23 protein-coding genes are annotated in these 25,775 nt (G+C 74.3%); 13 read left to right on the plus strand and 10 right to left on the minus strand.

Going from position 1 to position 25,775, the window contains the following annotated elements:
* Positions 1–109: 109 nt before the first annotated feature.
* From FBY41_RS06510 to FBY41_RS06525, 4 genes are all read right to left on the minus strand, one after another.
* Complete coding sequence (locus FBY41_RS06510; protein WP_141842505.1) at positions 110–652, minus strand: 2'-5' RNA ligase family protein; 543 nt, start codon at positions 650–652, stop codon at positions 110–112.
* Positions 649–1,434, minus strand: coding sequence for a B3/B4 domain-containing protein (locus FBY41_RS06515; RefSeq protein WP_141842506.1), 786 nt, complete (start codon positions 1,432–1,434; stop codon positions 649–651). The genes FBY41_RS06510 and FBY41_RS06515 overlap by 4 nt, the downstream gene beginning before the upstream one ends.
* The gene (locus tag FBY41_RS06520; RefSeq protein ID WP_260439587.1) at positions 1,427–1,558 is read right to left on the minus strand and encodes a hypothetical protein; all 132 of its coding nucleotides are present in this window, start codon (positions 1,556–1,558) and stop codon (positions 1,427–1,429) included. Before FBY41_RS06520 ends, FBY41_RS06515 begins: the two co-directional genes overlap by 8 nt.
* Before the next feature lie 195 nt (positions 1,559–1,753).
* Entirely contained in the window at positions 1,754–2,527 is a 774-nt protein-coding gene (locus FBY41_RS06525) for an AfsR/SARP family transcriptional regulator (protein ID WP_141842507.1), read from the minus strand.
* 294 nt (positions 2,528–2,821) lie between these two features.
* On the opposite strand from FBY41_RS06525, the gene FBY41_RS06530 reads away from it, so the two are divergent.
* The 13 genes from FBY41_RS06530 to FBY41_RS06590 all read left to right on the plus strand — a co-directional run bounded on the left by FBY41_RS06530 (position 2,822) and on the right by FBY41_RS06590 (position 19,164).
* Complete coding sequence (locus FBY41_RS06530) at positions 2,822–3,511, plus strand: hypothetical protein (RefSeq protein WP_141842508.1); 690 nt, start codon at positions 2,822–2,824, stop codon at positions 3,509–3,511.
* A gap of 2 nt (positions 3,512–3,513) precedes the next feature.
* The gene (locus FBY41_RS06535) at positions 3,514–3,816 is read left to right on the plus strand and encodes a LysM domain-containing protein (protein WP_141842509.1); all 303 of its coding nucleotides are present in this window, start codon (positions 3,514–3,516) and stop codon (positions 3,814–3,816) included.
* Positions 3,816–4,958 carry a hypothetical protein gene (locus tag FBY41_RS06540; protein ID WP_141842510.1) on the plus strand — a complete coding sequence of 381 codons (1,143 nt, stop codon included), beginning with the start codon at positions 3,816–3,818 and terminating at the stop codon, positions 4,956–4,958. Before FBY41_RS06535 ends, FBY41_RS06540 begins: the two co-directional genes overlap by 1 nt.
* Position 4,959: 1 nt before the next feature.
* Positions 4,960–5,490 (plus strand): phage baseplate assembly protein V, encoded by a 531-nt coding sequence (locus tag FBY41_RS06545; protein WP_141842511.1) that lies wholly within the window; start codon positions 4,960–4,962, stop codon positions 5,488–5,490.
* Positions 5,490–5,813: a hypothetical protein gene (locus tag FBY41_RS06550; protein ID WP_141842512.1), complete on the plus strand. Its 324-nt coding sequence runs from the start codon at positions 5,490–5,492 to the stop codon at positions 5,811–5,813. The genes FBY41_RS06545 and FBY41_RS06550 overlap by 1 nt, the downstream gene beginning before the upstream one ends.
* Positions 5,810–6,241 (plus strand): GPW/gp25 family protein, encoded by a 432-nt coding sequence (locus tag FBY41_RS06555; RefSeq protein WP_141842513.1) that lies wholly within the window; start codon positions 5,810–5,812, stop codon positions 6,239–6,241. Before FBY41_RS06550 ends, FBY41_RS06555 begins: the two co-directional genes overlap by 4 nt.
* A complete protein-coding gene (locus FBY41_RS06560) occupies positions 6,238–8,778 on the plus strand; it encodes a putative baseplate assembly protein (protein WP_141842514.1) in 2,541 nt (846 codons plus the stop codon). Before FBY41_RS06555 ends, FBY41_RS06560 begins: the two co-directional genes overlap by 4 nt.
* Positions 8,775–11,285, plus strand: a complete 2,511-nt coding sequence (locus FBY41_RS06565) for a baseplate J/gp47 family protein (protein WP_141842515.1) — start codon at positions 8,775–8,777, stop codon at positions 11,283–11,285. The genes FBY41_RS06560 and FBY41_RS06565 overlap by 4 nt, the downstream gene beginning before the upstream one ends.
* Entirely contained in the window at positions 11,282–13,471 is a 2,190-nt protein-coding gene (locus FBY41_RS06570) for a phage tail protein (protein ID WP_141842516.1), read from the plus strand. Before FBY41_RS06565 ends, FBY41_RS06570 begins: the two co-directional genes overlap by 4 nt.
* Positions 13,472–13,473: 2 nt before the next feature.
* The gene (locus tag FBY41_RS06575; protein ID WP_141842517.1) at positions 13,474–16,404 is read left to right on the plus strand and encodes a DUF6519 domain-containing protein; all 2,931 of its coding nucleotides are present in this window, start codon (positions 13,474–13,476) and stop codon (positions 16,402–16,404) included.
* 9 nt (positions 16,405–16,413) lie between these two features.
* Positions 16,414–17,643 (plus strand): eCIS core domain-containing protein, encoded by a 1,230-nt coding sequence (locus FBY41_RS06580; protein WP_185748920.1) that lies wholly within the window; start codon positions 16,414–16,416, stop codon positions 17,641–17,643.
* A gap of 79 nt (positions 17,644–17,722) precedes the next feature.
* Positions 17,723–18,772, plus strand: a complete 1,050-nt coding sequence (locus FBY41_RS06585; protein WP_141842519.1) for an eCIS core domain-containing protein — start codon at positions 17,723–17,725, stop codon at positions 18,770–18,772.
* Positions 18,769–19,164, plus strand: a complete 396-nt coding sequence (locus FBY41_RS06590) for a hypothetical protein (protein ID WP_141842520.1) — start codon at positions 18,769–18,771, stop codon at positions 19,162–19,164. Before FBY41_RS06585 ends, FBY41_RS06590 begins: the two co-directional genes overlap by 4 nt.
* On the opposite strand, the gene FBY41_RS06595 is transcribed toward FBY41_RS06590, so the two are convergent.
* Genes FBY41_RS06595 through FBY41_RS06620 form a run of 6 tightly spaced genes read right to left on the minus strand, consistent with a single transcriptional unit; the run spans position 19,143 to position 25,770 of the window.
* Positions 19,143–20,207: an eCIS core domain-containing protein gene (locus tag FBY41_RS06595; protein ID WP_141842521.1), complete on the minus strand. Its 1,065-nt coding sequence runs from the start codon at positions 20,205–20,207 to the stop codon at positions 19,143–19,145. The genes FBY41_RS06590 and FBY41_RS06595 overlap by 22 nt on opposite strands.
* Entirely contained in the window at positions 20,204–22,216 is a 2,013-nt protein-coding gene (locus FBY41_RS23805; protein WP_141842522.1) for an ATP-binding protein, read from the minus strand. The genes FBY41_RS06595 and FBY41_RS23805 overlap by 4 nt, the downstream gene beginning before the upstream one ends.
* Positions 22,213–23,463, minus strand: a complete 1,251-nt coding sequence (locus tag FBY41_RS06605) for a DUF4255 domain-containing protein (protein ID WP_141842523.1) — start codon at positions 23,461–23,463, stop codon at positions 22,213–22,215. The genes FBY41_RS23805 and FBY41_RS06605 overlap by 4 nt, the downstream gene beginning before the upstream one ends.
* Positions 23,460–24,530: a hypothetical protein gene (locus FBY41_RS06610; protein WP_141842524.1), complete on the minus strand. Its 1,071-nt coding sequence runs from the start codon at positions 24,528–24,530 to the stop codon at positions 23,460–23,462. The genes FBY41_RS06605 and FBY41_RS06610 overlap by 4 nt, the downstream gene beginning before the upstream one ends.
* A complete protein-coding gene (locus FBY41_RS06615; protein ID WP_141842525.1) occupies positions 24,527–25,249 on the minus strand; it encodes a hypothetical protein in 723 nt (240 codons plus the stop codon). The genes FBY41_RS06610 and FBY41_RS06615 overlap by 4 nt, the downstream gene beginning before the upstream one ends.
* Positions 25,249–25,770, minus strand: a complete 522-nt coding sequence (locus tag FBY41_RS06620; protein WP_141842526.1) for a phage tail protein — start codon at positions 25,768–25,770, stop codon at positions 25,249–25,251. The genes FBY41_RS06615 and FBY41_RS06620 overlap by 1 nt, the downstream gene beginning before the upstream one ends.
* Positions 25,771–25,775 lie beyond the last annotated feature (5 nt).

Consider the following 25,775-nt stretch of genomic DNA (forward strand, 5'->3'; position numbering starts at 1 on the left):
GTCACCATCGTCCCGATGCGAATCGCTCACGGCGACACAGCATCCGGACGACAGCAAGGCGGTCTCTCCTCCGAGGGACCGCCTTCCTGCTGCCCCGATGCGCCCGGGCCTAGCCGCAGAGGGCAAAGGCGCGGGCGCAACGCCAGCCCGGGGTCGCGGTCGCGAGGGACGGCCCCTGCCAGAGCTCGACGCGGGTGACCATCTGCGTCAGCGGCAGGTGCGGCCGCACCTCGCGCTCGACCGTGCGGAGCACCGGGGCCCCGACACCGTGGCCGACGGTGAGGTGCGGGTGGATGTCGTCATGAGCCCCGCCGTAGATCGGGTACTCCGGGAAGGCACGCTCGACGCGCCGGGTCAGGGAGACGATGGCTGCGGCGTCGTCCGGCTCGAGGAAGAGGACCTCGTCACCGAACCACCCCGTGTCGGAGAAGGTGATCTCGAACGAGCGGGTCGTGGCGAACAGCTCGGCGAGCACCGACACGTCGCCGCCGTCGAGCAGCTCGGGCGGCTTGAAGGGATAGGCGACCGTGATGTGCGCGGGGACCCCGACGCGCGCCGCGACGTCACAGGCGAGTCGGTGGCGGGCCACCGCGGGCTCTGCCGCGGGGACGACGAGCAGCAGGGCGGACTCCGAGGATGAGGCCGGCGTCATCTCCCGCGGCCCTCGTCGTCACGACTCGCGCCGTCGCGGGAACCGCTAACCGGCACTGTCGGGGGACCGCCGATGAGGCGTCTGGCGACCCGCACGTCGGGACCGAGACGCTGCAGGTGCCCGATGAGATCGTCGGCCGCGACAGCGAGCGCCGCGTCGGTGAGCGGGTCGAGCGCGTCGAGGATGAAGAGGGCGTCGACCGTCTCCGGAGTGAGCTGCGTGCGGCTGCCCTGACGCCAGTTCCAGCGGCGACAGGTGACGCCGACGTCGTCGCACCACACGACCTCGCCGGGCTCCGGGTGCTCGACGACCTCGAGACCGGCGGCGATGGTGTCGAACGGCTCGGCCCCGGTGGCGCGCCTCAGCGACGGCGGTCCGGCGTAGCGGCCGAGATCCTCCCCACCGACCGGGATCTGGTGGAGCACAGAGACCGCGTTGTAGATGTCGGTGAGCCGGTTGATCCGCGGCAGCCCCGTGGCGGCACGGCGAAGCAGCGCCTCGAGGCTGTTGCGGGTGCGCTGCGGCTTGGCCCCGAACGCGCGGTAGGCCTCGCGCCACGCCGCGACGTGGGGCAGCTGCTCGACGGGCATGCCGCCCCGCGCCTCGGCCGCCGCAGCCTCGGCCGCTCGGAGCAGCGCCTCGCCCGCGTCGTCGCTCGGCCCCGGCACGATGCCCTCGGCGCACACGAGGAGCACGCGGTAGTCCGGACGCAGCGCGAACACCTCGGCCGACACCTCGGCCTCGGCCAGGGGCCGGCTCAGCATGGCCTCGGGCTCAGTCATGCGACACCTCCGTTCGGGCGGTCCTGCCCACACCCGGCTCGAACACGGTCAGCGAGAACCACGCCTCCTCGGCGCCGGTGTTGGCGTAGGCGTGGGTGTGGCGGTCGCCCGGGTCAGGGTCCACTCCCAGAGCTCGACGACGTCGGGCGGCTCGGTGCCGGCGACGAGCACGCCATCGTAGTGCACTGGCACTGCAGTCCACGATGCACGTTTGAGCCACGTATGCCGTCAGCTCGCCCCACGGTCGTCCGGCGCCCCGCTCCTCCCGCGCTCCGAAGCCAGGCCAACACGGGCGCCGGGCCGTGGCGCACCGCGCAGGTCAGGCGTCGCGCGTGACCGAGTGGAGGGACGCTCGCGCGTGGCCCGCGGCCTCGCGGGTGAGCATCGCGGTGACCGCCGACGAGGGCTCGATGCCGAGCTCCTCGACGAAGGTGCGGCGGCAGAGGTCGAAGGCCCGGCGCGCCTCGGCGACGTTGCCCTCGGCGAGGTGGATGGAGATGACGGCGCGGTGGGCGCTCTCGCGCAGGTCGTCGGCGCGGAGCGCTGCGAGGGCCGACTCGAGGGCCAGCCCGTAGCGCCCCTGCTCGGCGAGCTGACCGGCCGCCGCCTCGAGGACGTGCAGCCGCAGCTGGTGGAGCCGCTCGCGCTCGGCGTCGAGCCAGGGGTCGTCCCAGTCGGGCAGCAGCTCGCCCGGCCCGGCCCCTCCGTCGACGGAGATCGTGTCGGTGCCGCCCTGGAGCACGGCGTGCGCCCGGTCGATGAGGTCGGTGACGTCGACGTCTGCCGCGAGGCCGAGCTCGACGATGCCGTGCGCCGACACGACGAGGCCCGGTGCCGCCTGGTTGACCCGCCAGATGCCGGTCCGCAGGCTCGCGAGGGCACGGTGCTCGGTCGTGCCCGACCAGAGCAGTCCCGCGAGGCGGCTGCGGCCCGTGCGGCCGCGCAGTGCGAGCAGGGCCACGAGCCGCTGGGCGCCCGCGGGCAGCGCGACGGACCGGCCGTCGACGTCGACGGCGAAGGCGCCGAGCATCCTGATGGAAACGACGGGTGTTGCCCTGCGTCCTGGCAGCCGCACCCCCGAGTGCTCCGTCACGACGTCACCTCCTGCGCATCGCATGGGTCGTCTCGCCGGGACCGACGTCGACACGGGCGGCGAGCCGCCCGCGCCTGGCACCGACCTTGTTGCAGGTCAAGAGCGCCCAGCCGTGGCGCGTGATACCTGACAGTCTTCGACGGTACGCCGTCGGCGCCTCGCCCACTGCCGGTCCGGCAGAACTCGTCCGCCCGAACCGGGCTGCCCGACCGGCTGCCCGACCCGGCGGCTCGACCGGCCCGGCGTGACAGGTGCGTGACACCGACGTGACGTGACCCGAGCACCATCGCCGACATGAGCAGCTTCCCCGGGAGCCCGCGCACGGTGCCGGGCGCGATCGTCGCCGTCGACCCGCTGAGCCCGCTCGCGCGCACCGTGATCTTCCAGTACAACCCCGACGAGGTGACCCGCAGCCTGCGACCCCGTGCCGCGCCGTCGGGCGGCAGCTCGGCGTCCGACGCGCACCGCATCTGGGGAGCACCGACCGAGAGCATCACGATGACCGTCGAGCTCGACGCGACGGACGGCCTCGAGAGCGGCGACCCCCTCGCGGCCACGACCGGTGTCGCCGGTCGGCTCGCGACGCTCGAGATGCTCCTCTACCCCAACAGCGTCACGATCGTGACGAACGCCGCCCTGCTGCTCGCGGGCACCATCGAGGTGCTGCCACCCGAGGCGCCGCTGACGGTCCTCGTCTGGGGCCCGGGCCGCGTCGTGCCCGTGCGCGTCGAGAGCCTGACGATCCGCGAGCAGGCCTTCACCACGGGGCTCATGCCGATCCGCGCGAGCGTCGACGTCACACTCGACGTGCTCTCCTACAACGACCTCTCACCCACCGACCCCGGCTTCGCGCTGTTCCTCGTGCACCAGGTGCTCAAGGAGACGATGGCGTCGGTCGCGGCCGTCGCCTCGGTCGCGGGCGCCGCAGCCGGTGCGCTCGGTGGCTCGGCGGGCGCCTCCGGCTCGGTCTCGATCGGGGGCTGACGATGTCGCGCTACTCCGATGTCGAGACGACGACCTACGAGTCGGTCGCCGACGACGGCACCCGCCGGCTCGTGCGCCACTACCGCCGGCGCTTCCCGCCCGATCCGGCCGACCACACCACGCTGGCCGAGCACCTTGTCGTGCCCGGAGACCGGCTCGACCTCATCAGCTTCCGCTACACCGGCGACCCGCTCGGCTTCTGGCGGGTCTGCGACGCGAACGCGGCCCTCGACCCCGACGCCCTCGTCGACGACGAGGCCGTCGGCACCGAGATCGTCGTGCCCGTGCCGGGGGTGACCGGCTGATGCCGCTGCTGGGGGTGCACCTCACCGTCCTCGCCGGGCCGACGGTGCCCATCCCCCTGCCGCCCGACGTCACGGCCCGGGTCCGGTCGGTGACCGTGACCGAGTCCGACGGCGCACGTTCGGCCTTCACCATCACCCTCGACGCCGGACGGTCGGGACCGACGGCGGTGTTCGACACGCCGCTGCTCACGACGTCTCCCCTGCGCGGGGGCGCGCGCGTCGTCGTGCTGCTCACCATGGGCGCCGTGCCGCAGGTGCTCCTCGACGGCATCGTCACCGAGACCGAGCTGACCCCCGGCAGCGCCTCCCAGCACGCCGAGCTGCGGGTCACCGGCCACGACGTGTCACTGCTCCTCGACCGGCACGAGGTCTCGACCGAGCACGTCGGCCTCGACGACTACCTGCAGGTGCAGGCGATCGCCCTGCCCTACCTCGCGCAGGGCATCGTCGCGCAGGCCATCCCCCCGCCCGTCTTCGACCCGCCGCTGCCGATCGAGCGCACCCCGACCCAGCAGGCGACGGACTACGGGCACCTGCAGGCGCTCGCGGCATACCACGGGTATGTCTGCTACATCAGCCCCGGACCGGTGCCGGGACTCTCGACCCTCTACTGGGGCCCACCGGTGCGGGTGGGCCTGCCGCAGAAGGCGCTCTCCGTCGACCTCGGCCCCGACACCAACGTCACCGGCTCGCCGACCTTCCGCGAGGACGTGCTCGGCCCCGAGCTGGTCGAGGGGCAGGTGCAGGACTCCCGCCTCGGCACCGTCGTGCCGGTGCGCACCGTCGGCTCCCTGCGCCCGCCGCTCGCTGCCCTGCCCGCGTGGGCGGTCCACCAGACCGACCTGCGCACCCGGCAGTTCCGCGACACCGGCCTGCCGGCGACGACCGCCCTGGCCCGCGCGCAGTCGATGACCGACCGCAGCGTCAACTGCGTCACCGCCCAGGGCAGCCTCGACGGCGGCGCCTACGGCTCGGTGCTGCGGCCCCGTGGCCTCGTCGGGTTGCGCGGGGCCGGCTGGTCGAACGACGGGCTCTGGTACGTCCAGCAGGTCGTGCACCACGTGCGCCCCGGCAGCTACACCGCCGACTTCACGCTGGCCCGCGAGGGCTACGGCGCCACCGTCCCGATCGTGAGGGTCTGACATGCCGGTCGACATCGACGAGCTGAGCACCTCCGCACCGCGCTTCTTCGGCAAGTACCGCGGCACGGTGGAGAACAACATCGACCCCATGCAGCAGGGCCGGGTGCAGGTCTCGTGCCCTGCCGTGCTCGGCAGCGGTCAGCTGAGCTGGGCCATGCCCTGCACGCCGTATGCCGGCAGCGGCGTCGGGCTCTTCCTCGTCCCTCCCGTCGGGGCGAACGTGTGGGTCGAGTTCGAGGCAGGCAACCCCAACAACCCGATCCTCGGCGGGTGCTTCTGGGGCACCGGTGAGGTGCCGGCGACGCCGGCCCTCGCCGAGATGAAGGTGCTGAAGACCGACTCGATGAGCATCGAGCTGAGCGACCTGCCCGGAGCGGGCGGGATCACGGTCTCCGTCTCGTCTCCGGCCGTCGCCATGAGCATCTCGATCTCGGCGACGAGCTCGGGCGTGGAGGTCTCGGTCGGCGCCTCGAAGATCACCCTCTCTCCCGTGTCGGTGTCGATCAACGACGGCGCCCTGGAGGTGATGTGATGCCGGGCTACCTCCTCAGCCAGGGGTCGCGGGTCAGCTGTGCGCACCAGGGCACGGCGACCCCGACCGCGGCCTTCCCCCGGGTCACCGTCGGCGGGCAGGCGGTCGTGCTCCTCAGCGGCCCCTGGACGATCGCGGGCTGCCCCTTCCCGCCGCCGCCGACGAGCAACGGGCCCTGCGTGACCGGAACGTTCACCTCCGGCACCGTGCGGGTCACGGCCGGCAAGCAGCCGCTCGCGATCCAGGCCGCGCCGGGCACGTGCGTGCCCACGGGCGTCCCCCTCATCGCGATGCAGACCCAGGTGCGGGTGCGTGCATCATGAGCAGCGACGTCTCCCCCCGCCGGGCCGACGCGCGGCACCACGTCGGCTTCCCGCTGCGCCTCGACCTGCGCGGTCGAACCTCGCTCGCCGACGACGACGCCTACCTCGCGGGGCTCATCGAGCAGGTCCTCTTCACGAGCCCCGGTGAGCGGGTCAACCGGCCCGACTTCGGCAGCGGCGTCGCGCGACTCGTCTTCGCCCCGAGTGGTGACTCTCTGGCCGAGTCGACCCAGGCCCTCGTGCACGGCGCCCTGCAGCAGTGGCTCGGTGAGCTGATCCGGGTCGAGAGCGTGCAGGTCACGGCGGTCGACTCGCGCCTCGAGGTCGTCGTCGAGTACCTGCCGCTGCGGGCGACGAGCCCCGACCAGCGCCGCCGCGTCAGCGTCGCCGGCACCGGCGGACCCGCCGGGGTCGGAGGTGTGCCGTGACGCCTCCGGAGCCGCTGCCCTTCAGCGCCGACATCGACCTCGAGGCCCGTCGCGCGCTCGTGCGCGACCTCGCCGGACTCGACGGCATCGACGTCCTCGAGGTGCTCTCCAACCACGACGGCACTCCCGGACAGGTTCCCGGAGCACCGGCGCAGCGCACCCTCCTCGTGCACCTGCTGGGCGGCCCGGTGCCCTCGGGCTGGACCGCCGATGTCGTCCGCGTCGTCGGCGGGGTGCGCGAGGATCCCGACCTCAACCCGGTACGCGTCGACTGGGCCTTCCCGGCCGTCGCCGTCGTCGGGGTGGCGGGCACACCAGCGACAGACCCGCTCGACGGCGTGACCGCCGCCGACCGCCAGCTCGTGCAGCAGGCCCTGCCGGCCGACGACCAGCGCCAGCGTGCGCTCGTCGTGCGCACGAGCTCCAGCGGCGACTGGTCGACCTACACGCTGCGCCTCGTCGGCCCGGGCGGGGTCGGCGCTCCCGCCGGCATCGACGTGCCGCTGTCGACGACGCCCTTCACCTTCACCGTCGACTGCCCGTCCGACCTCGACTGCGCCCCCGCGACCGAGACGCTCCCCGTCGTCGCTGACCTCCTGCCCGGCGACTACCTCGCCCGCGACTACGAGGCACTGCGCAGCCGGCTGCTCGACCGGCTCGCGACGCTCCTGCCGGACTGGACCGACCGCAACCCCGCCGACCCGGCCGTCATGCTCGTCGAGCTCTTCGCCGCGCTCGGCGACCGGCTCGCCTACTGGCAGGACGCCGTCGCCGTCGAGGCCTACCTCGGCACGGCACGGCGCCGCACGTCGGTGCGCCGGCACGCCCGGCTGCTCGACTACACCGTGCACGAGGGCTGCTCGGCCCGCACCCTGCTCGCCTTCACGACCGACTCCGACCTCACGCTCCCGCGCGGGACCCCGGTCACCGACCTGCCGGTCCAGCCCGGTGTCGAGGTGGGTTCCCCGATCGAGGCCGTCGAGCTCGGCGGCACCGTCTTCGAGACCGCGGCCGACCTCTCGCTGAGGCCGGAGCGCAACGCCCTGCCCCTGCACGCCTGGGGCGATCCGTCGCACTGCCTCAAGGTCGGGGCCACCGCGGCCTTCGTCACCACCCCCTCGGGCACCGACCCCGGCCTGCTCGCCGGAGACCTCGTCGTCCTCGTCGACCGCCCCATCGGGGGCATGCCGCGCGAGGGGGATCCGTCGCGCCGGTTCGGCGTGCGGCTCGTCGCGGACGCCCGACCCCACACCGACCCGCTCGCGCCGACACTCACGGTCTGGGAGCTGCGCTGGGGCGCCGCCGACGCTCTGACGGCCTCGCTCGTCGTCACGACGCCCGGCACGGACCAGGCGCTCGCCGCCGTCCTCGCCAACGTCGTCGTGGCCGACCACGGGGCCAGCGTCGTCGACGAGCCGCTCGTTCCCCCAACGGTGCTCGAGCCGGCCGACTACCGACCACGGCTCCAGCGGCCGGGCCTCAGCCGCGTCGACCGCTCGATGCCGACCACGGCTTCGGCGGCCAGCATCGCCACCCCCGACGCCCGCTCCGCCGAGGCGTGGCTCGACCTCTACGACGGGCAGCGCACGTGGACACCGCGACCCGACCTGCTCGGCAGCGGCCGGCTGGCGACGCACGTCGTCGTCGAGCCGGAGCCGGGCGGCGTCAGCCGGTTGCGCTTCGGCGACGGCGTGAGCGGACGCGCCCCCGTGTCCGGCACCACCGCCCTCGCGACCTACCGCGTCGGCGGCGGCGTCGCGGGCAACGTCGCACCGGACCGCCTCGTGCGCCTGCTCGCCCTGGCCGACGGCCGGGACCCCGTCGGCGCGGGCGCCGCCGTCTCGGTGTGGAACCCGCTTCCCGGCACCGGCGGCACCGATCCCGAGCGACTCGAGCAGGTGCGCCAGCTCGCTCCGGCCGCCTTCCGCCAGCAGCTGCGGGCCGTGACGTCGGCCGACTACGCCGTCGTCGCCGAGCAGGACCCCGGGGTGCAGCGTGCCGTCGCGAGGCGGCGCTGGACGGGATCCTGGTACGCCCAGGAGGTGACGGTCGACCCCGTGGCCGCGCACGCCGACGACCCGAACCTGCTGCCGGGCGTCATCGCCGCCCTCGAGGTGCGCCGCATGGCCGGCATCGACGTGGAGCTCGAGCGCCCCGTCTACGTCGCACTCGAGATCGGGCTCGGTGGGTGCGTCCTGCCCGGACACCTGCGGGCCGATGTCGAGCAGCTGCTGCGAGAGACCTTCACGTCGGGGCTGCGCCGTGACGGCCGCCGCGGCTTCTTCCACCCCGACCGCTTCACCTTCGGCCAGCCGCTGCGGCTGTCCGACGTCGTCGCCGCGGCGATGACGGTCGACGGCCTGGCCTGGGTCGAGCTCACCCGCTTCGCGCGTGCGGGAGCCTCGGCCTTCGACGCCGCAGCCTCCCTCGAGGCCGGTGAGCTGCCGATGGCCCCGCGCGAGCTGCTGCGCTGTGACAGCGACGTCAACAACCCCGAGGCCGGGCACATCGAGATCTCCCTCGGAGGTGGGTCATGACAGCCGACTGCTCCTGCACGTCGGGCACGGCGTGCTCCGACGGCGCCGGCTGCTCGGGCTGCGCCGACGACCTCGCCGCCGCCAACCTCCCGGGCCAGTCCGAGCTGCACTGGCGTACGGCGCCCCACGGGGCGGCCCTCGCCCGGATGCGGTCGTGGCTCGCCGGAGACAGCCAGCCGCTCGACATCCGCAGCCTCTCCCACCAGGGCACCGACGACCCCGCCATCGCCCTGCTCGACACGTGGGCCGTCGTCACCGACGTCGTCTCCTTCTACACCGAGCGCATCGCCCAGGAGGGTTTCCTGCGCACGGCGACGGAGCGGGACTCGGTGCGCCAGCAGGCCCGGAGCCTCGGCTACGAGCTGAGACCCGGCGTGTCGGCCCAGGCCGAGCTCGCCTTCGACGTCGAGACGGCGCCGGGCTCGCCGGAGGTGGTCGTCGTGCCGGCGGGCACCCCGGTCCAGACGGTGCCCGCCCCGGGCAAGCTCCCGCAGACCTTCGAGACGACGGCGGAGCTCGAGGCGCGGGCCGCGTGGAACTCCGTGGCCGCATACGACCGGGTCGGGCAGCCCTTCGGCTTCGGCATCGACAGCGTCTGGCTCGACACGACGACCTCCGGCGTCAAGGTCGATGACCGCGTGCTCGTCGTCGGCAGCGAGCGCGCCGGGGTGGCGCCGGGCGACGCCCACAGCGACGCACACGAGAAGTGGGACTTCCGGCGGGTCACCGCGGTCGACGTCGACCCGCTGCACACCCCCGGCTGGACCCGGCTCACCCTCGACCGGCCGCTCGGCTACCGCCGGTCACGCAACCTCGTCGCCGAGAAGGACGTCCGCGTGTATCGGCTGGGCCAGCGCCTCAACCTCTTCGGCTGGAACGCGCCCGACCCGACGCTGCTCGACAGCGCCAAGGTGACCTCGTGGAAAGACTTCGACCTCAAGCCGGGCAGCCGCGAGCTCGAGGTCGACGGTGACGTGCCCGCGATCGTGCCGGGCTCCTGGCTCGTCCTCGAGCAACCGGGCCACACCGAGGCCTTCCAGGTCGAGTCCGTCAACCCCGACGGCGCGACGAAGTACGCCCTGTCGGGCAAGCTGACGCGAGTCACGCTCGACATCTCGGAGCACCTCGATGACTTCGACCGCAACCACGCACTCGTGCACGCCGTGTCGCGCGAGCTGCCGGCCGCGTGGATGCCGCGACCCGACCTCGTCGGCAGCACCGCGCCGGGTGGGGGGCACGTCCTCGACCTCGTGCCGACCGAGCCGGTGCTGCCCAAGGGCCGCGAGATCGTCGTCACGGGCACGACCGACACCGACGAATCCGCTGTGGAGGCAACCCGACTCACCGCAGCCGCCTCGACCGCCGACGGCGTCATGACGATCACGGTCGACCCGCCGCTCGCCAACGCCTACCACGCCGGCACGGTGCGGGTGCGGGCCAACGTGGCCGTCGCGACCCACGGCGAGACCGTCGAGCAGGTGCTCGGCAGCGGCGACGGCCGGCGCGCGTTCGCCTCCTTCGACCTGCGCCGCCCACCGCTGACCTTCGTGCGCTCGACGACCGTGGCGAGCGGCGCCGTGCCGGCGCTCGAGGTGCGCGTCGAGGACGTCGAGTGGACGCGTGTCGACTCCCTCTTCGAGGCCGGTCCGCGCGACCGCGTCTACATCGTGCGCCAGGCCGAGTCGGGCACGACCACCGTGACCTTCGGCGACGGCGTGCACGGCTCACGCCTGCCGACGGGCGTCGAGAACGTGCGCGCGACCTACCGCGTCGGCATCGGTGAGGACGGCGCGGCGGAGCCCGACCAGGTGCGCCTGCCCGTGCGCAAGCCGCGCGGCGTCGCCTCGGTGACCAACCTCGGCCCCGCCCACGACTGGGCACCGTCCGAGACGCTCGAGGAGGCGCGGCTCACGGCGCCGCAGCGAGTGCGCACCCTCGACCGCGCTGTCTCGGTCACCGACTACGAGGACTTCGCCCGCGGCTACTCCGGCATCGGCCGGGCCCGCGCCGACCTCGTGTGGGACGGGCGCATCGACACCGTCGTCGTCTCCGTGCTGGCCTCGACGGGCGACGCCCCCGCCGACTCCCTCGTCGCCGACCTGCGCGACACCCTCGACGACGCGAGGGAGACCCGGGCCCCGAGGGTCGTCCTGCCCGCCGAGGTGGTCGACGTCGGTGCCAGGCTGCGCATCGAGGTCGACCCCCTCTTCGAGGTGCCGCTCGTGCGGGGCGCGGTCGAGGAGGCGCTGCTCACGGCCTTCGGGTCGATGGAGCTCGCCACCCCGCTCGCGTCCTCCGCCGCGCTCGTCGTCGCAGCTGCCGTGCCGGGGGTGGTGTCGGTGACGATGCCCGAGCTGACCGGCGGCCCGGTCGACGACCTGCTCGTCGCCGAGCCCGGCCGGTGGGGTCCACCCGCCAGTGCCCCCGCGGCAGCGCCCCGGCTCCTGCCCGCCCAGGCGCTCCGGCTGACGGCAGCCCTGCTCGACGTGCAGGTGGTGGCGCGATGACGACCTCGGCTGCCCGCAGGGCCGACCGGACGGCATACCTCGAGGGGTTGCTGCCGCCCCACGTCGTCGAGCGCGACGCCGAGAACGGCGGGCTGCTGCGAGCGCTGCTCGAGGCGGTCGCCGGCGAGCTCGCGGTCGTCGAGGACGACGTGCAGCGGCTCTACGACTCGTGGTTCATCGAGACGTGTCCCGAGTGGGTCGTCCCCTACATCGCCGACCTCGTCGGGCTCATCGGGCTGCCCGGCGACCTCGGCGCCGAGACGGGGGCCGGGGTGAGCCGGCGGGCCGTCGTCGCCAACACCGTCGCCTACCGCAAGCGCAAGGGCACCGTCGCCGTCATCGAGCAGGTCGTGCGCGACGTCACCGGCTGGCCGACCCGGGCGGTCGAGGAACACCGCCTGCTCGCCGCGACGACCCACCTCAACCACGTGCACCTCGAGCGACCCGCGGTCGGCTCGGTGCGCGACGCCGCGTCGGCCGAGCTGGAGTCGCCCCGCCTCGCCGCGGGTGCGCTGACCCGCTTCGCCCACACCGGCGAGGTGCGCCCCATCGACCCCAGCACGATCGGGGGGCGTGGCCGCTTCGGGATCCGCGGCATCGGCGTCTTCGTCTTCCCGACCCAGGTGCACGACGCGACCGGCGTGCCGGCGCGCCGGCTCACCGACGCGTGGAGCGTGCACCCGCTCGGGGCGGAGGCGCCGCTCTTCGCCGTGCCGACGACCGAGGAGGCGATCGAGCACCTCGCGACCGAGTCGGACCTTCCAGTGCCGCTGCGGCCCCGACGGCTGCTCGCCGCGCTCGTCGCGGCCCGCGCGGGACTGCCCGGCGAAGACCTGCCGATCGCGATCAGCGTCGACGGGGACGGGCCTCTGGCCCCCGAGCGGATCCGCGTCTGCGGTCTCGAGGACCTCGCGACGAGCGGCGGGTCACCGCTCACGGGCTGGCAGGTCATGGTCGACGCCGTGCGGGGGCTGCTCCACCCCCACCTCGACGGCGTGCCCGGCGACCCGACGACGATCCACCTCGACCACGCGTACGGCGCGGTCGCCGACGTCGGTGCGGGCACGTATGACCGCACGCTCGGCCACGACACGGCCCTCGCCGCCGACCCCTTCACCGGCGACCTCGACCGCACCGACGAGGAGCCCGTGCCCGTGCGCGACCGGGTCGGTGCGCAGGTGCTCGTGCGGACCGGGCCCGCCGCCCCGGGCGTCGAGGTCAGCCTCAACGACGCGATCACCGCGGTCGACGCAGGCTGGGCCGACCCGGCGCGGCGGCTGGTCGGCATCACCCAGGTGGTCTCGGTCGCCGACAGCGAGACGTATGCCGCCGACCTCACGATCGCGGTGCCGGCCGAGAGCCGCCTCGTGCTCGTCGCCGCCCACTGGCGGGGGCGACAGCTGCTCAACGGGGACATCGAGGCGCCGGTGCCGGGGGTGTACTCCCCCGAGGGGCTGCGGCCCCACGTGCGGGGCGACCTGCACGTCACGGGCGCCGGGGGTGCGAGCCTGCTGCTCGACGGGCTCGTCGTCGAGGGCGACGTCGTCGTCGAGGCCGGCGACCTCGGGTCGCTCACCCTGAGCCAGTGCACGGTGGCCGGCCGAGTGGAGGTGAGGTCCGGTGCGCCCGGCGCCAACCGCGAGCTGGCGGTCGCGGTGCGCCGCAGCGTCGTCGGGTCGCTCGACCTCGTCGACACGGTGCCCGAGGTGGTCGTCGTCGACAGCGTCGTCGACCCGGCGCTGACGTCGGCGGCGGCCGCCGTCGCCGCCCCGGGCGCCCACCTCGACGTCGTGGGCTCGACCCTCTTCGGTGACGTCGGCTGCCGCTGGCTCGAGGTCACCTCGAGCATCTGCGACGGCACGGTCACCGTGGTCGACCGCCAGGTCGGGTGCGCCCGCTTCAGCTACATCGCCCCCGGCTCACGGGTGCCGCGGCGCTTCCGGTGCGTGCCGGCCGCCGACGCCACGACCGCGATCTCACCCAGCTACCTCTCCACGCAGCCGGGCTCGCCGTTCTATCCCAGCCTGGCCCCGAGCGCCCCCGTGTCGATCCGGCACGGCGGCGAGTTCGGGTCCGAGATGGGCGTCCACCACCACCTCCGCCGTCCGCAACGGATGGACGCCGCGCGACGGCTCGTCGCGCCCTACGTCCCCGCGGGCATGCAGATCGGAATGTTCGGGAGCTGACCATGCACGCAGACCTCACCCGCTGGACCCACGATCCTGCCTTCGCCTACCGGTCGGTGCTCCTGCAGCAGGGGCGGGTGCTGCTCGACTCCGACTGGAACGAGCAGGCTGCCATCACGGCCCACCACGACACCGCACGCACGGCCGACATCGTCGGACCGAGCGGGGGGCCCGCGCCCCTCGACGGCGGGGTCGGCCCCTTCGCGATCGTCGACCTCACGACGGGCCTGGAGCCCTCCGCGGCCCCGTGGGCCCGGCTCGGCGTGACGCCAGGCCACTACTACGTCGACGGTGTGCTCGCCGAGTCCGCACCCGACCCGGCGCACCCTGCCGGGGCGGGCGCCTGGCCGCTCGCCGACCAGCCCCACCGCCCCACGATCGGCAGCGGTGCGGGAGCGAGCCCCGGCCTCGAGGAGCCGCCCGCGGCCGACGGGGACGGCAGGTATGCCGCCTACCTCGACGTCTTCGAGCGCACGGTCAGCCCCGACGAGCGGCCCGAGCTGCTCGAGTCGGCACTCGGCGGGCCCGACACGGCGATGCGCCAGCAGACCGCGTGGCAGGTGTCGCTGACCCGCCTCGTCGGCGGCGAGGTGTGCTCGCAGCTGGACGACGTCGCCGAGGTCACGCCGCGCACGATGGTCGCGCGCCTGCGCGATGCGGCGCCCGACGCCGACCCCTGCCAGATCACGTCCGGCGGTGGCTACCAGCGGCTGGAGAACCAGCTCTACCGCGTCGAGATCTGCTCGGTCACGCCGTCGCCCCGCTTCGTCTGGTCACGCGAGAACGGCTCTGTCACAGCGGGACTCGTGCAGATCGGCACGACGACGGAGGCCGGCATGGACGCGGCCCTGACGCTCGACCGGGTGGGTCGCGACGAGGAGCTGAGCATCCGGCAGGACGACCTCGTCGAGGTCACGAGCGCCGACCGCCAGCTGCGGCGGCTGCCGGGCTTCATGGCCCGCGTCGGCCCCGTCATCGACCTCGTCATCCACGTGCACTGGCTGGCCGGCGCGCCAGCGAGCGTGGCCTCCCTGGGGCGGGCTGCGGTCGCGCGGCGCTGGGACGGTGGACCGAGCACGCTCTCGACCGCGCCGATCGACCTCGAGGGCGGCATCACCGTGGCCTTCCCCGCCGGCGGCACGCCGAGTGTCGGCGACTTCTGGCTCATCCCGGCCCGCACGGCCCGCCTCGCCTACGGCACGAGCGCCCGCCAGGGCACGCTCGACTGGCCGTGGGACTCGCCGACCGCCTCGCCCCTGCCTCCCGTGGGGCCGATTCACCACCACGCTCCGCTCGGCATCCTCAGCCGCACCGGCACGTCGTGGACCCTCGAGTCCGACTGCCGCCACCTCTTCCCGCCGCTCACCGAGCTCGTCACCATCGACCTCGTCGGCGGGGACGGCCAGGAGGCGATGCCCGGTGACGAGCTCGGTGCGCCGGTGCGGGTCGTCGTCCGCAACGGTGGGCTGCCCGTCGAGGGCGCACCGGTCCGCTTCACCCCTGCGGGGGGCACGCTGCGCGAGGAGGTCTCAGGGTCGCCGCCTGCCGGTGGCATCGTGGCGACCGATGCCGACGGCGTCGCCGCCGTGCGGTGGACGCTCGACCCGGCGGGCGCGTCGACGCAGGCCCTCACCGCGCAGCGTCTCGACGACACGAGCACCCCTGTCGACGTCGCGGTCGTCGTCAGCGGGCGGCTCAGCATCGCCTCGCAGGTGCAGTGGCAGCCGGCGTGCGACGCCTTCGCCGGCACCCGCACCGTGCAGGACGCGCTCGCCCAGCTCGCGACGACCCCGACGCTGCGCCTGCTCGGCGGCGACGGCCAGGAGGTGTCGTCCGAGGGTGTGACGGTGCCGCAGCTCGTGCGCGTCGCCGTCGACAGCCCCTGCGGGCCGGCCCGCGTCAAGGTCGTCGCCCAGGGCACGGACGGCGCCCTCGTGCTCGCCTCGCAGGAGGGGGCGCCCGTGCCGCCCACGCTGACGGGCACGGGGGCCGGGGCGAGCGATGCCGTGGAGCCGGACGCCACCGGGGTGGCGGCCTTCGTGTGGCAGCCGTCCTTCGCCCAGGGCCGAAGCGACGTGCTGACCATCAGTGTCGACGGGCTCGGCCTCGCGCCGGTGCGGGTGTCGGCGCAGCTCGACGTCTCCGTCGCCGGCACGCTCGGCATGCACGTCGTCGAGACGGCCTTCCTCAACGGGTCCGCCTTCGAGAACGACGTGGTCGTCGACGTCGCCGACCTCGTCTCGGGCATCGCGATCACCATCGACTCGCTCGTGCTGCCCGAGAGCGTGAACGGCAAGCCGGTGGGTCGAGTCCTCATGGACCTGCCCTGGCCGACCCCGCCGGAGCTCGACCAGTGGAGCGACCAGTCCTTCGCCCTGCAGACCGTCGAGCTCGTCGGCGAGCTCATCGCCCGCAAGAACCTCATCCTGTGGCGCAGCAAGCTGCCCCTCGACAGCGTGCTGGGGCGGGTGCGCGAGCGCCTCCTCGGCTTCGAGGCCAACAACCGGCTCGGCTCGCCGGCCCTGCCGATCCGCATGCGCTTCCAGCTCGACGGCTGGGCGATCATGGACGCGCGCAACCCCGAGCGGCACCTCAACGGGCACGCGATCACGCAGTCCGTGCAGGGGCAGACCGTGCTGCGGCTGCCGACGACCGACGACATCGCCGGAGGCCGCTTCGATATGTGGTTCTGGTTCGGCACCGACAAGCCGGGGCCGAACTTCACCCGCTTCCGGATCGAGGACTTCTCCGGCTCGACGCTGACGAAGATCACGCGGCTCGCGACGGACGCGGGAGTGCCGGTGACGGTCGTCGAGGAGGACGCACCCGGCATACGGAAGAACACCGTGCTCGGCACGATCCCCGCCAGCGGCACCCTGCTGCTGCCGGGGCAGCCGCTGACGATCCGCGTGTCCCGGGGGGTGGGCGGCTGACGCCGCCCGGTGAGCGCCGTGGCCGTCTTCTCGTGGTCGACTCCCGTGCGTGAGGACGAGCGCGCCGTCGAGCGCGCCGTCGAGGGCTCGGCAGCGTCAGCCCGCCCGCGCGAGGGCGTGGCGCTCGATCCCTCGCTGCGGGCGGCGATGGAGCGGGGCTTCGGTCACGACTTCGGCGCCGTGCGCCTGCACGCCGACGAGGAGGCGTATGCCGTGACGCGGGCCGCCCGGGCCCGTGCCCTCACGATCGGCACGGAGATCTCCCTCGGTCCGGCCGCCGCCGGCAGCGGCGTGACGGCGCGCGGTCGGCACACCCTCGCCCACGAGCTCGCCCACGTCGTGCAGCAGTCGGGCGGAGGCCGGCCGGCGCCGGTCACGACCGACCGGGCCGCCGCCGAGCGCGAGGCCGACGCCACAGCGTCACGGGTGCTCGCGGGCGGGCGGGCCCACGTGCGCGAGCGACGGCCGGTCGGGGTGCAGTGCGAGGGCGAGGGGTCGGCGGCGCCGGCCACGGCGACGCCGGCCACGGATCCCGGCCAGGTCATCCTCGGCGGTCTCGCGACGGTCGCGGAGCAGGCCAAGGACAACAACCCCGAGGTGAAACGACGGCTCGTCGAGCCGCTGACCCTGCGGGCCGAGCGCGCGTGGGGGCGCCTGCCGGGCAGCGAGCGGGCCGGCCTCATCGGCTTCGGCGCCGGCACGCTCGCGCTCTCGGGTGGCGCCCTGCTGAGCGACCCCAACGGGCGCAAGGTGCTCTCGGGCGTCAACCTCGCCACCCCGCTGACGCTCATCCCGGGGATGCCGCTCACCCACTTCAGCTACAGCCTGCCGACGGGTGAGGGGGCGACCCAGCGCACCTACGGCTTTCGGACGGGCTTCTCCTTCGACGACCTGCTCGAGCCGGTGCGGCGCCGGCTCGGATGGCAGGGCCTGACCCTCAAGGCCGAGATGGGCTGGGCCTTCGATCCCGTCGACGGCCAGCTGCGCATCCGTGAGGCGCGAGCGACGCTCGGGATCCTGCCGGGCGTGACGCTCTCGGGCGGCACCTACCCCGACCTGCTGGCAGCGCGACAGACCTTCCCGACCGCGGAGGGCGGCAGTGTCGAGCTGCGCCAGCAGCTGCCCGCTCCCCCGCACACCGCGACGCCGGACGTGCGGGTGATCCTCTCGGTCGACCTGCTGAAGCTCGGCCGGTCGGGCGCCGTGCCCGGGCTGGGCGGACTCATCGGCAACTTCTGACGACCGTGACCGCGCGGCACCCGTGACCGCGACCAGGACGGGGTCCGAAACACTCAGACTGCGAGACTCGGAGGGAATCATGATCGAGCTGGGACGAATTGCCCTCGACCGCAAGGCTGCACGGGCAGCCGACCGAGCCGCGGACGACGATGCCGACCGCGCGGCCCGCGCCGTCACTCCCCTGGCTCCCCCGGCGCCTCTGAGGTCCTCGGGGCCATCGGAGCTGGCTCACGGCGAGCACGGCGACGACGGCGGGGCGGGCAGGCTGCCGGGCAGGCTGCGCAGCCACCTCGAGACGGCGCTGGGTCACGACTTCTCCCGGGTGCGCCTGCACGACGACGCACGCGCCCACCAGCTCACCGGGCGGCTGGGGGCAGAGGCCGTCACGGTCGGCACGGACGTGCACTTCGCCCCGGGGCGGCGCGACCCGGCGACACCTGCCGGCCAGCAGCTGCTCGCGCACGAGCTGACGCACGTCAAGCAGCAGGCGAGGAGTGGGCCCCGCCTGCAGTGCACGTTCGTCGCGACGGGATCGGCGGCCGACTTCGTCACGATGGTCAACTCCATCCTCGCCGTGCAGAAGGAGATTCGCGTGTCGTCGACCGGCGAGATCTCGGTCGTCAGCACCGACGTCGCCGGTCCGCCGACCCGCGACGCCACCGAGCTGCTCGCGACGATCACCGCGATGATCGCCGACTCCCGCACGACGACGATCGAGTTCATCCACGGCACGACATCGACGCGCGCGAGCGACACCAACGTCCTCGTCGGCAACTACGCCCTCAGTCGGGTCGACCTCGACGACGTCGCAGCGTTCGGTTTCGAGTCGAGCCACTCGCGGATGGGCGACAACGCCGCGGTTCAATTGATCCATGAGCTCACCGAGCAGCGGCGCAGGCAGATCAACGGCGAGGCGTTCGGGCCGGCGCACGCTGCCGGCTACGCCGCGCAGGAGCGGCTGCTCGGCGCCAGGCTGCTGCGGGAGTCGCCCATGACGCCCACGACGCCGGGTCGCGGCGAGGTGACGACGACGTATCGCTACCCCGACGGGCGCGAGGTCGACGTCATCACGACCCTCGACTTCACGACCGGCGGCATCGTCGGCGTGCGGCGGGTGGTGCGCCCATGAGCGCCACCCTCCGGCTGCCCGACCCGCTGCCGACCAACGACGCCGTCGAGTGGACGGGGCAGCGCTTCGGCCTCCAGCCCTACCTCGACGCGGTGTCGAACGCCGGCTCTGCCCGCCCCGCCGAGGTCGAGGCGCTCGCGCCACGGCTCGTCGAGGCGCTGAGCGACCCCGACCGCTTCGTCGTCGCTCACGTGCTGCTCACCCGGCTGTCACGGGTGCCGCACGCGACCTTCCCGGACTGGAACGGCCTCGCCGTCGAGCTCGCGGCCGACGGATCGGCGCACGTCGACCCTGCGCAGCGCGAGGTGCTCGCACGCCGATGGCGCGCGTGGCTCGAGGCCACCCCGCACCCCCCGGAGCTGCCGGCCGATCAGGGCGGCCGCATGCCGTAGAGCCCGGCCCAGTTGCGCCAGTCGAACAGCTGCCCGACCTGCCACACCGCGGTGTCGCGGGACGCGGCCGCCGCACCCGAGGCCGTGCTCTGCGTGCGCGACGCGTTGGACGACCCGCGTGCCGCCCCGCCCCGCACCGCAGGATCGGTCGCGGGCAGCGCCGATCTCCGAGCCCCCGGGTCCGAGGCCACCCGCGCCCCGTGGTCAGTCATCCAGCGTCGCATCGCCGCCGAAACCGACTCTCCCGCAACGCTGCCCACATAGTCGTCGCCGAACGAGGCACCAGCCGCGTTGCTCGGGATGTCCTCCGGTGAGAAGCCGCTGCGGTAGGAGTCACCCCACTCCGTCACCCACTGCATCGCCTCGTTGGCCACGCCCAGACCCTCGGTCGCGACGCTGCCCACCGAGCAGGCCCAGCTCGCCGAGGCCCCGAAGTGCCGCACGTCGACCCAGCCGAAGGTGTCGGTGTAGAAGTAGCGGTCGGTGTTGCCGCCGTGTGCATCGCTGAGGGCGTCGAGCACCTGGCTCGGGGTCCGCCCGGCCTCGCGGCCCGCCACCCACGACACGACGTGGTCGGGGTCGGTGGTCCCCGCCTGGTTCGGTGCCCGTCGCAGCCTCGCCGGCCCCGCGGTGGCGCCGCCGTATGCCGTCCGGCCGGCTCCCGAGAGCTCGTGGGCGACCGAGCGGCCCGAGACGGCCAGCTGTGCGATCCGGTCTGCCTGGGCCTCGGCGACCGGCTCGGTCGGAGCACCGCCCAGACGGTGCTGTACGACGTGCACCGCCTCGTGCGCCGCGAGGGCGACCGGCGCGTCTCGGGGCAGGGAGACCCGCTCGCCCAGGGTGAAGCCGCTGCTCAGCACCCGGCGGCGGGCCTCGGCGTCCTGCGCGCCGTCGCTGACCCGGATCGTGCCGAGGTCGTGGTCGCCGAAGAGCGGCTGGAGCCGGTCGCGGTGCGGCAGGGGATGCGTGCCGGGCGACAGCGAGACCGCTGCCACCTGCTCGACCGTGGGCGGCGGCACACGGGCGGCGGTGCGGGCACTCATGCGCTTCGCCCGCTCCGCGTGCTGGCGCGCGGCGCGCTGACGGCGGCGCGGCCGGTCTTGGCGAGCTCCCAGCGCACGGCCCGGGTCAGCTGCTCCATCGTCAGCTCCCCGCCGTCGTCGGCGGCGAGGTAGGCGGCCTGGAGCGCCGCTGAGGCGATGCCACCACCGGACAGGTCGGCCTCCGACAGGCGCGGGAGGTCGAGGTCGGCGTGCGGCAGGGCGACGGGAAGGGCCTGCGACCACATGCGCAGCCGGGCCGCCCGGTCGGGGTAGGGGAAGGTGACGATCGCCGAGAGGCGACGGGTGAAGGCCTGGTCGAGGGCGCTGCGCGCGTTGGTCGTCAGCACGGCGAGACCGGCAAAGGACTCGAGCCGCTGGAGCAGGTAGCCGACCTCGACGTTGGCGTAGCGGTCGTGGCTGTCCTTGACCTCGGACCGCTTGCCGAAGAGGGCGTCGGCCTCGTCGAAGAGCAGCACCATGCCGCCGTTCTCGGCGGCGTCGAAGAGGCGCGAGAGCCGCTTCTCCGTCTCGCCGAGGTACTTGTCGACGACCTGGCTGAGGTCGACGTGGACGAGGTCGAGCTCGAGCTCGTGGGCGATGACCTCCGCGGCGAAGGTCTTGCCCGTGCCACTGGCCCCGGCGAAGAGGGCCGCGGTGCCGAGCCCGCGGCTCGTGCGCGCCGCGAAGCCCCAGTCCTCGAGCACGGTCGAGCGGTGGCGCACCGCGGCGACGAGGGCCCGGAGCTGCTCGAGCTGGGGCTCCGGCAGGACGAGGTCGTCCCAGCCGGCTCGCGGGATCCGCACGCGGGCGAGGTTGCCGACGTCGGCCCGGGGACGGCGTCGGCACGCAGACCAGAGCCGGCGGCCCTGGGTGACCTCGGCGGCGACGACCTCGACGTCGGCGACGGAGAGGTCGAAGGCGCCCGCGGCGGCTGCGACCTCCTGCTCCGGCACCTCGGCCCCGACCCGGTCGAGGGCGCTGACGAGGGCCCGGCGCCGGTCGCCCACCCCGAGCCGCGGCACCTCGAGGACGGGCAGGCCCATGCCGTCGATCGAGGCACCGCCCGGCCCCGTCGAGGCGAGCAGGACGACGGGTGCGTCGCAGGTCGTCAGGGCGCGGCCGAGCCCGGTGACCGACACCCGCGCGTCGTGCAGGTCGTCGAGGTCGACGAGCCACGCGACGCGGGCGAGCACCGTCTCACGCACGAGGTGGCGCAGCAGCACGACGAGGTCGCTCGTCGTCGCCGCGAGGTCGGCCGCGCCGAGCAGCCGCGGCGTCAGCCCGACGGCGGTGCAGGCGGCCGCCGCGACCGCCCGGGTCGTCGCGGGCTGCGGCCCGTGCAGCACGACCGGGCCCGAGGCGGCCCACCGCGACACGACCTCGCCGGCGACCGCGCCCAGCGTGGGGGGCAGCCACTGCGGCGCCGCAACCGGTTGGCTGAGGGCCGAGAGCCGCTCGTCGAGGGCGGCGATGCCGACGAGGTGGTGGACGATGCGCTCGTCGGGCACGAGGGGGCTCGAGAGCAGGGCGTCGGGGTCCGCGAGGCGCACCATGCCCCAGTGGCGCAGCGGCGCCTGGTGGGTCAGGGCGTCCCAGTGCGCGCCGGGCAGGGTGGACAGCGCGGTGCCGAAGCAGAGCCGGGCCTGCCCCGTGTGATCGAGCAGCTCGCGGGCGACGTCGCCGACGAGCTCGGGTCCGCACGCGAGCAGCAGGGTCTGGCGCTCGAAGGCCGAGAGCCCGAAGCCGGTCTCGATCTCGTCGAGCGCACTGGACCCCAGCACGGTCTCGCGCAGGGCGGCGAGCCGGTCACGGGGGGCCTGCGCGTCGGCGCCGGTGACGAGGGCGCGCACGATGTCGAGCTCGGCGACGACGAGGTCGCGTTGCGCCTCGGCGGGTGCGTGGGGCGCGTCGGGAGCGTGTGGCGCGCCGGGCGCATCCGGCACGTCGGGTGCATCCGGCGCGTCCGGCCCCTCCGCCCCCTTCGACCCGCCGGGTCCAGGACTGCTCACGGCAAGGTCACCGCGGGCCCGTCGTAGGTGTCGCCGCTCAGCGTCGGAAGGCTCTCTGCGCCGTCGACCGTCACGCGGACGAGCCACGTGCCAGCGGTCAGCTCGTTGCGGGCGACATCGAGGCGCGACACCGGGGCGTCGGCGGCGAGCACCGGCGCGAACGTCGCGCCGACGAGCGGCGGGTCGTCGGGCTGGCCCCCGGCCAGGCGGCCGAAGGTCACCGACGCGCGCTGGCCCTCGCGCAGCGGCGGCGCCACCGGGATGCGCACGAGCGTGGCCGTCGTCGTCACCGGGCCCGCGGTCGGGAGCACCATGACGGGCAGGCCCGACGAGCGGTCGGTAACCCGTTCGGGAGTGCCGGCGACGGGGTCGGCGGGCTGCAGCCGCAGCACCTGCACCGCGTGCACCCCGGCCGGCACGTCGGGCGTGAGCGTGACGGTCACCCGGGTGGTCGTCGACGAGATGTCGGGCACGAGTCGCACGCCGCCGACCGACACGACCGTGTGCGCCGCGAGCAGCCCACCCCCGGTGAGCACGAGCGTCGCCCCGGTGACGGCGGCACCGCCCCCGTCCACCTCGACTCCCTCGAGCCGGATCCGGGTCAGCGGCCGCACCGCGACGACACGCTCACGCACCGGCAGGGCCCGGCGCGGCACGGCGTCGGCCTCGATGAGCACGACCGTCGCCGTGTAGGCGAGCGAGAGCAGGTAGGGCGTGCCGAGCACCCCCCACAGCTTCGACATCTCCTCGAGCGAAAGGGGTGTCGGGCTCACCTTGACGATCTCGGCCTGGTCGGCGAGGTCGGCGTCCGCGAGGAACCCCGTCGGGTCCGCGTCGTACTTGTCGATCGCGGCCTGGATGACGCCCTTGGTGAAGACCGGCGTCGACGCGAGCGCGAGCGCCCCGCGCGCGAGCAGCCGCTGCGGCTCGAGGGCCTCCTCGTCACCGTAGGCCGTGACGAGGTAGTGCAGGTCGAGCGCCGCGACCGGACGCCGGGCGAGCGACCCGTCGCCGTGACGGGTCGGCAGGTCGCTGAGGTTCCACGCGTGGTTCGGGGTGACCTGGTAGAGGTAGACGTTGAGGCCCGAGGCGTCGTTGCCGACGGTGTCAGCGTCGGAGAGCTGGGCGGGCCGGTAGGTCGTGACATCGGCCCCGCCGACGGGGCCGGGCTGCGCGCCGCCGAGCGACTCGTGCAGCACGTGCCGCATCGTCGAGGTGACCGCCGCGATGGCGAGCGTGTTGCTCATGGCCGACCCGTTCCCGTCCGCCGCCGCTGGCGGTCGAGGTATGCCGTGTGGTCGACCGGGCGTGACCCTGCCGGCTCGCGGGCGGCTCGGGGGCTGGGCGGTTGCGGGGCCGGCGGCCGGCGCACGTCGAGGTGGTCGATGTGCAGGTGCACCTCGGCCGTCGCCGGCACCTCGACGGGGTCGATCCCGACAGGCGTGCGGCCGTCGTGGCGGGGCCGGTCGCGGTCACGAGCGGGCACTGCGACGAGCCGGGCCACCTCCGCCTCGGTGAGGGCACCCGCATCGACGAGGGCCGGGCCGAGGTGGTCGGCGAGGAGTGTCTCGGGGCTGATGATGCGTCGCTCCGTGGACCGAGATCCGCTGGGCGACAGCGACTTCCGTTGGATATCTGCCGAATCGCGCTCTGGGGCAGAGGCCGACGTCATCAGGGCCGCGACTTCGGCTGTCGCGTCGGCGAGGTGCACCGAAGCCTTCATCGGCTGCGTTGCTGCGTTCCGTTCCGGCCCGGAAGAACTCATCCTCGTGGTCACCGCGGCGTCCGGTGGCGGCTCGACGACACCCTGCAGATCCGGCGCGGGCCGGCGGCGGCTGGCCTCGGTGTCTCGGCCGCCGGGGCCGTCCGACCCGGCGGGCGTGCCCGAGGGCCGCGCGCTGCGAGGTCGCGGCGGAGCAGGTCGTCCCGCCCCGTCCCCGGGTCGGTGCACGCGCGCAGCCTCGCCGCCGGTCTCACGTCCCGTCACGCCGCGCTCCGCATCGGCGGGCACATCGCCGCTCACGCCGTCGGGCAAAGATCCCGATCGAAAGAGCAGTTCGTCGCGCGCGTCATGGGCGCGACGCTCCCCGCGCCCATGACCCGAGACCGACAACCCCCCCGATCGAAAGAGCAGCTCGTCGGCCCCCGGGGCCCGCTCCCGCGGGTCGCCGTCGACCTCGAGCCCGGAGGCAGCGAACGGTGCCGCGGCTCCCGGCGTCGCGGCGGCCGGCTCGAAGCGGCTCGCCCGGCGTGCGGTGAGCACCGGGGTGCGCTGGGTCGCCCGGGCGACGAGCCGGTCGAAGACGTCGCTCATCGGGCACCGCCCGCGCGCGCAAGACCGAGGTAGGCGCGGCGCCGGGCGTCCGAGAGCCGCAGCACGTCATCCTCCGACCAGCCGAAGGCCATCGCGAGCTCGGCGACGTCGGAGAGGAGGTCGCGCACCTCGTCGGCCACCCGCTCGGCGAGCAGGGCCACCGCGTCGACCTCTGCGGTGACGTCGCCGCCGCAGTCGGGGCAGTCGAGCCGCACCGCGAGCGCCGACGCCCCTGCCAGCTCCTCGGCGGCGGCAAGCGCCCGGTCCCGGACGGCCGGGTCGAGGGTGGTGGCGTCGATCCCGGCCGGCCAGGTCACACACCGGTCGCGCAGGGCGGCCGACGGCTCGGGGCTCGCGAGGGCCACGAGCAGGTCCTCTGTCGTGGGACCGCGCACGACGACGCCGTCGACGGTGACGCGGCTGGCCGCCGCTCCCTCCGACAGGCCGTCGGTCGCCACGAGCAGGTCGTCGAGGACGAGGGGCACGTCGAGGACGGCGCCGCAGTCCGGGCACGTGAGCACGGTCTGCACCTGGGGGCCGGCCCGCTCCCGCAGCTCACCGAGCGCTGCCCTCGCGGCGGTGGCGAGCGGCATACGGACGGCGTCGGCGAGACCGTCGGCAGCCCCCAGCGCGACGAGCACGGATGCCCCGCGGGCCACGGACGTCGTCGATGCCAGCGCCTCCCACAGCGCCAGCGTCTCGCCGGGCCGCGCGGGCATCACGGCTCGGTGAAGGACGGCTCGGTCGGCTCGGCGACCGCGTAGTCGCGCTCCCAGCCCTCGTTCTCGAGCTTGATCGTCTGGATCGCGACGCCGTTGGCGTTGGCGTCGAGCTCGGGCATCGGCTGGTACTCCGACACCCAGCAGCGATACACCTTGTACGCGATGGCCAGCTGGCCGGCCTCGTTGTAGACCTCGAGGATGATGTCCTTGCGGAAGTCCTTGAGCGAGGTCTCGGCGCCGAGGCCGCTGCCGAAGTTCCACACCTTGTTGGCCCACTGCTCGAAGTCGACGTCGTGGGTGACGCCGCGCTCGAGGGTGATCGCCTCGTACTCCGTGCGGCCCGGGGACTTGCGGCTGCTCGAGGGGTCGCCGCCGTTGCGGTGCTTGACGACCTCGGTCGTCTTCTTGAGCGCACCTACCTTGCTGATGCCGGCGACGTAGCGCCCGTCCCACTTCACGCGGAACTTGAAGTTCTTGTACGGGTCGAACCGGGTTGCGTTGACCGAGAACTCAGCCATGGGAA

The organism is Humibacillus xanthopallidus (assembly GCF_006716675.1).
Taxonomy (GTDB): domain Bacteria; phylum Actinomycetota; class Actinomycetes; order Actinomycetales; family Dermatophilaceae; genus Humibacillus; species Humibacillus xanthopallidus_B.

Coding starts and splice junctions, on each gene's coding strand:
- FBY41_RS06565 (WP_141842515.1), top strand. CDS start 8,775: ATGACAGCCGACTGCTCCTGCACGTCGGGCACGGCGTGCTCCGACGGC.
- FBY41_RS06595 (WP_141842521.1), bottom strand. CDS start 20,207: ATGAGTGCCCGCACCGCCGCCCGTGTGCCGCCGCCCACGGTCGAGCAG.
- FBY41_RS06515 (WP_141842506.1), bottom strand. CDS start 1,434: ATGACTGAGCCCGAGGCCATGCTGAGCCGGCCCCTGGCCGAGGCCGAG.
- FBY41_RS06585 (WP_141842519.1), top strand. CDS start 17,723: ATGATCGAGCTGGGACGAATTGCCCTCGACCGCAAGGCTGCACGGGCA.
- FBY41_RS06575 (WP_141842517.1), top strand. CDS start 13,474: ATGCACGCAGACCTCACCCGCTGGACCCACGATCCTGCCTTCGCCTAC.
- FBY41_RS06545 (WP_141842511.1), top strand. CDS start 4,960: ATGCCGGTCGACATCGACGAGCTGAGCACCTCCGCACCGCGCTTCTTC.
- FBY41_RS06615 (WP_141842525.1), bottom strand. CDS start 25,249: ATGCCCGCGCGGCCCGGCGAGACGCTGGCGCTGTGGGAGGCGCTGGCA.
- FBY41_RS06590 (WP_141842520.1), top strand. CDS start 18,769: ATGAGCGCCACCCTCCGGCTGCCCGACCCGCTGCCGACCAACGACGCC.
- FBY41_RS06570 (WP_141842516.1), top strand. CDS start 11,282: ATGACGACCTCGGCTGCCCGCAGGGCCGACCGGACGGCATACCTCGAG.
- FBY41_RS06510 (WP_141842505.1), bottom strand. CDS start 652: ATGACGCCGGCCTCATCCTCGGAGTCCGCCCTGCTGCTCGTCGTCCCC.
- FBY41_RS06555 (WP_141842513.1), top strand. CDS start 5,810: ATGAGCAGCGACGTCTCCCCCCGCCGGGCCGACGCGCGGCACCACGTC.
- FBY41_RS06605 (WP_141842523.1), bottom strand. CDS start 23,463: ATGAGCAACACGCTCGCCATCGCGGCGGTCACCTCGACGATGCGGCAC.
- FBY41_RS06535 (WP_141842509.1), top strand. CDS start 3,514: ATGTCGCGCTACTCCGATGTCGAGACGACGACCTACGAGTCGGTCGCC.
- FBY41_RS06610 (WP_141842524.1), bottom strand. CDS start 24,530: ATGAGCGACGTCTTCGACCGGCTCGTCGCCCGGGCGACCCAGCGCACC.
- FBY41_RS06620 (WP_141842526.1), bottom strand. CDS start 25,770: ATGGCTGAGTTCTCGGTCAACGCAACCCGGTTCGACCCGTACAAGAAC.
- FBY41_RS06550 (WP_141842512.1), top strand. CDS start 5,490: ATGCCGGGCTACCTCCTCAGCCAGGGGTCGCGGGTCAGCTGTGCGCAC.
- FBY41_RS06530 (WP_141842508.1), top strand. CDS start 2,822: ATGAGCAGCTTCCCCGGGAGCCCGCGCACGGTGCCGGGCGCGATCGTC.
- FBY41_RS06540 (WP_141842510.1), top strand. CDS start 3,816: ATGCCGCTGCTGGGGGTGCACCTCACCGTCCTCGCCGGGCCGACGGTG.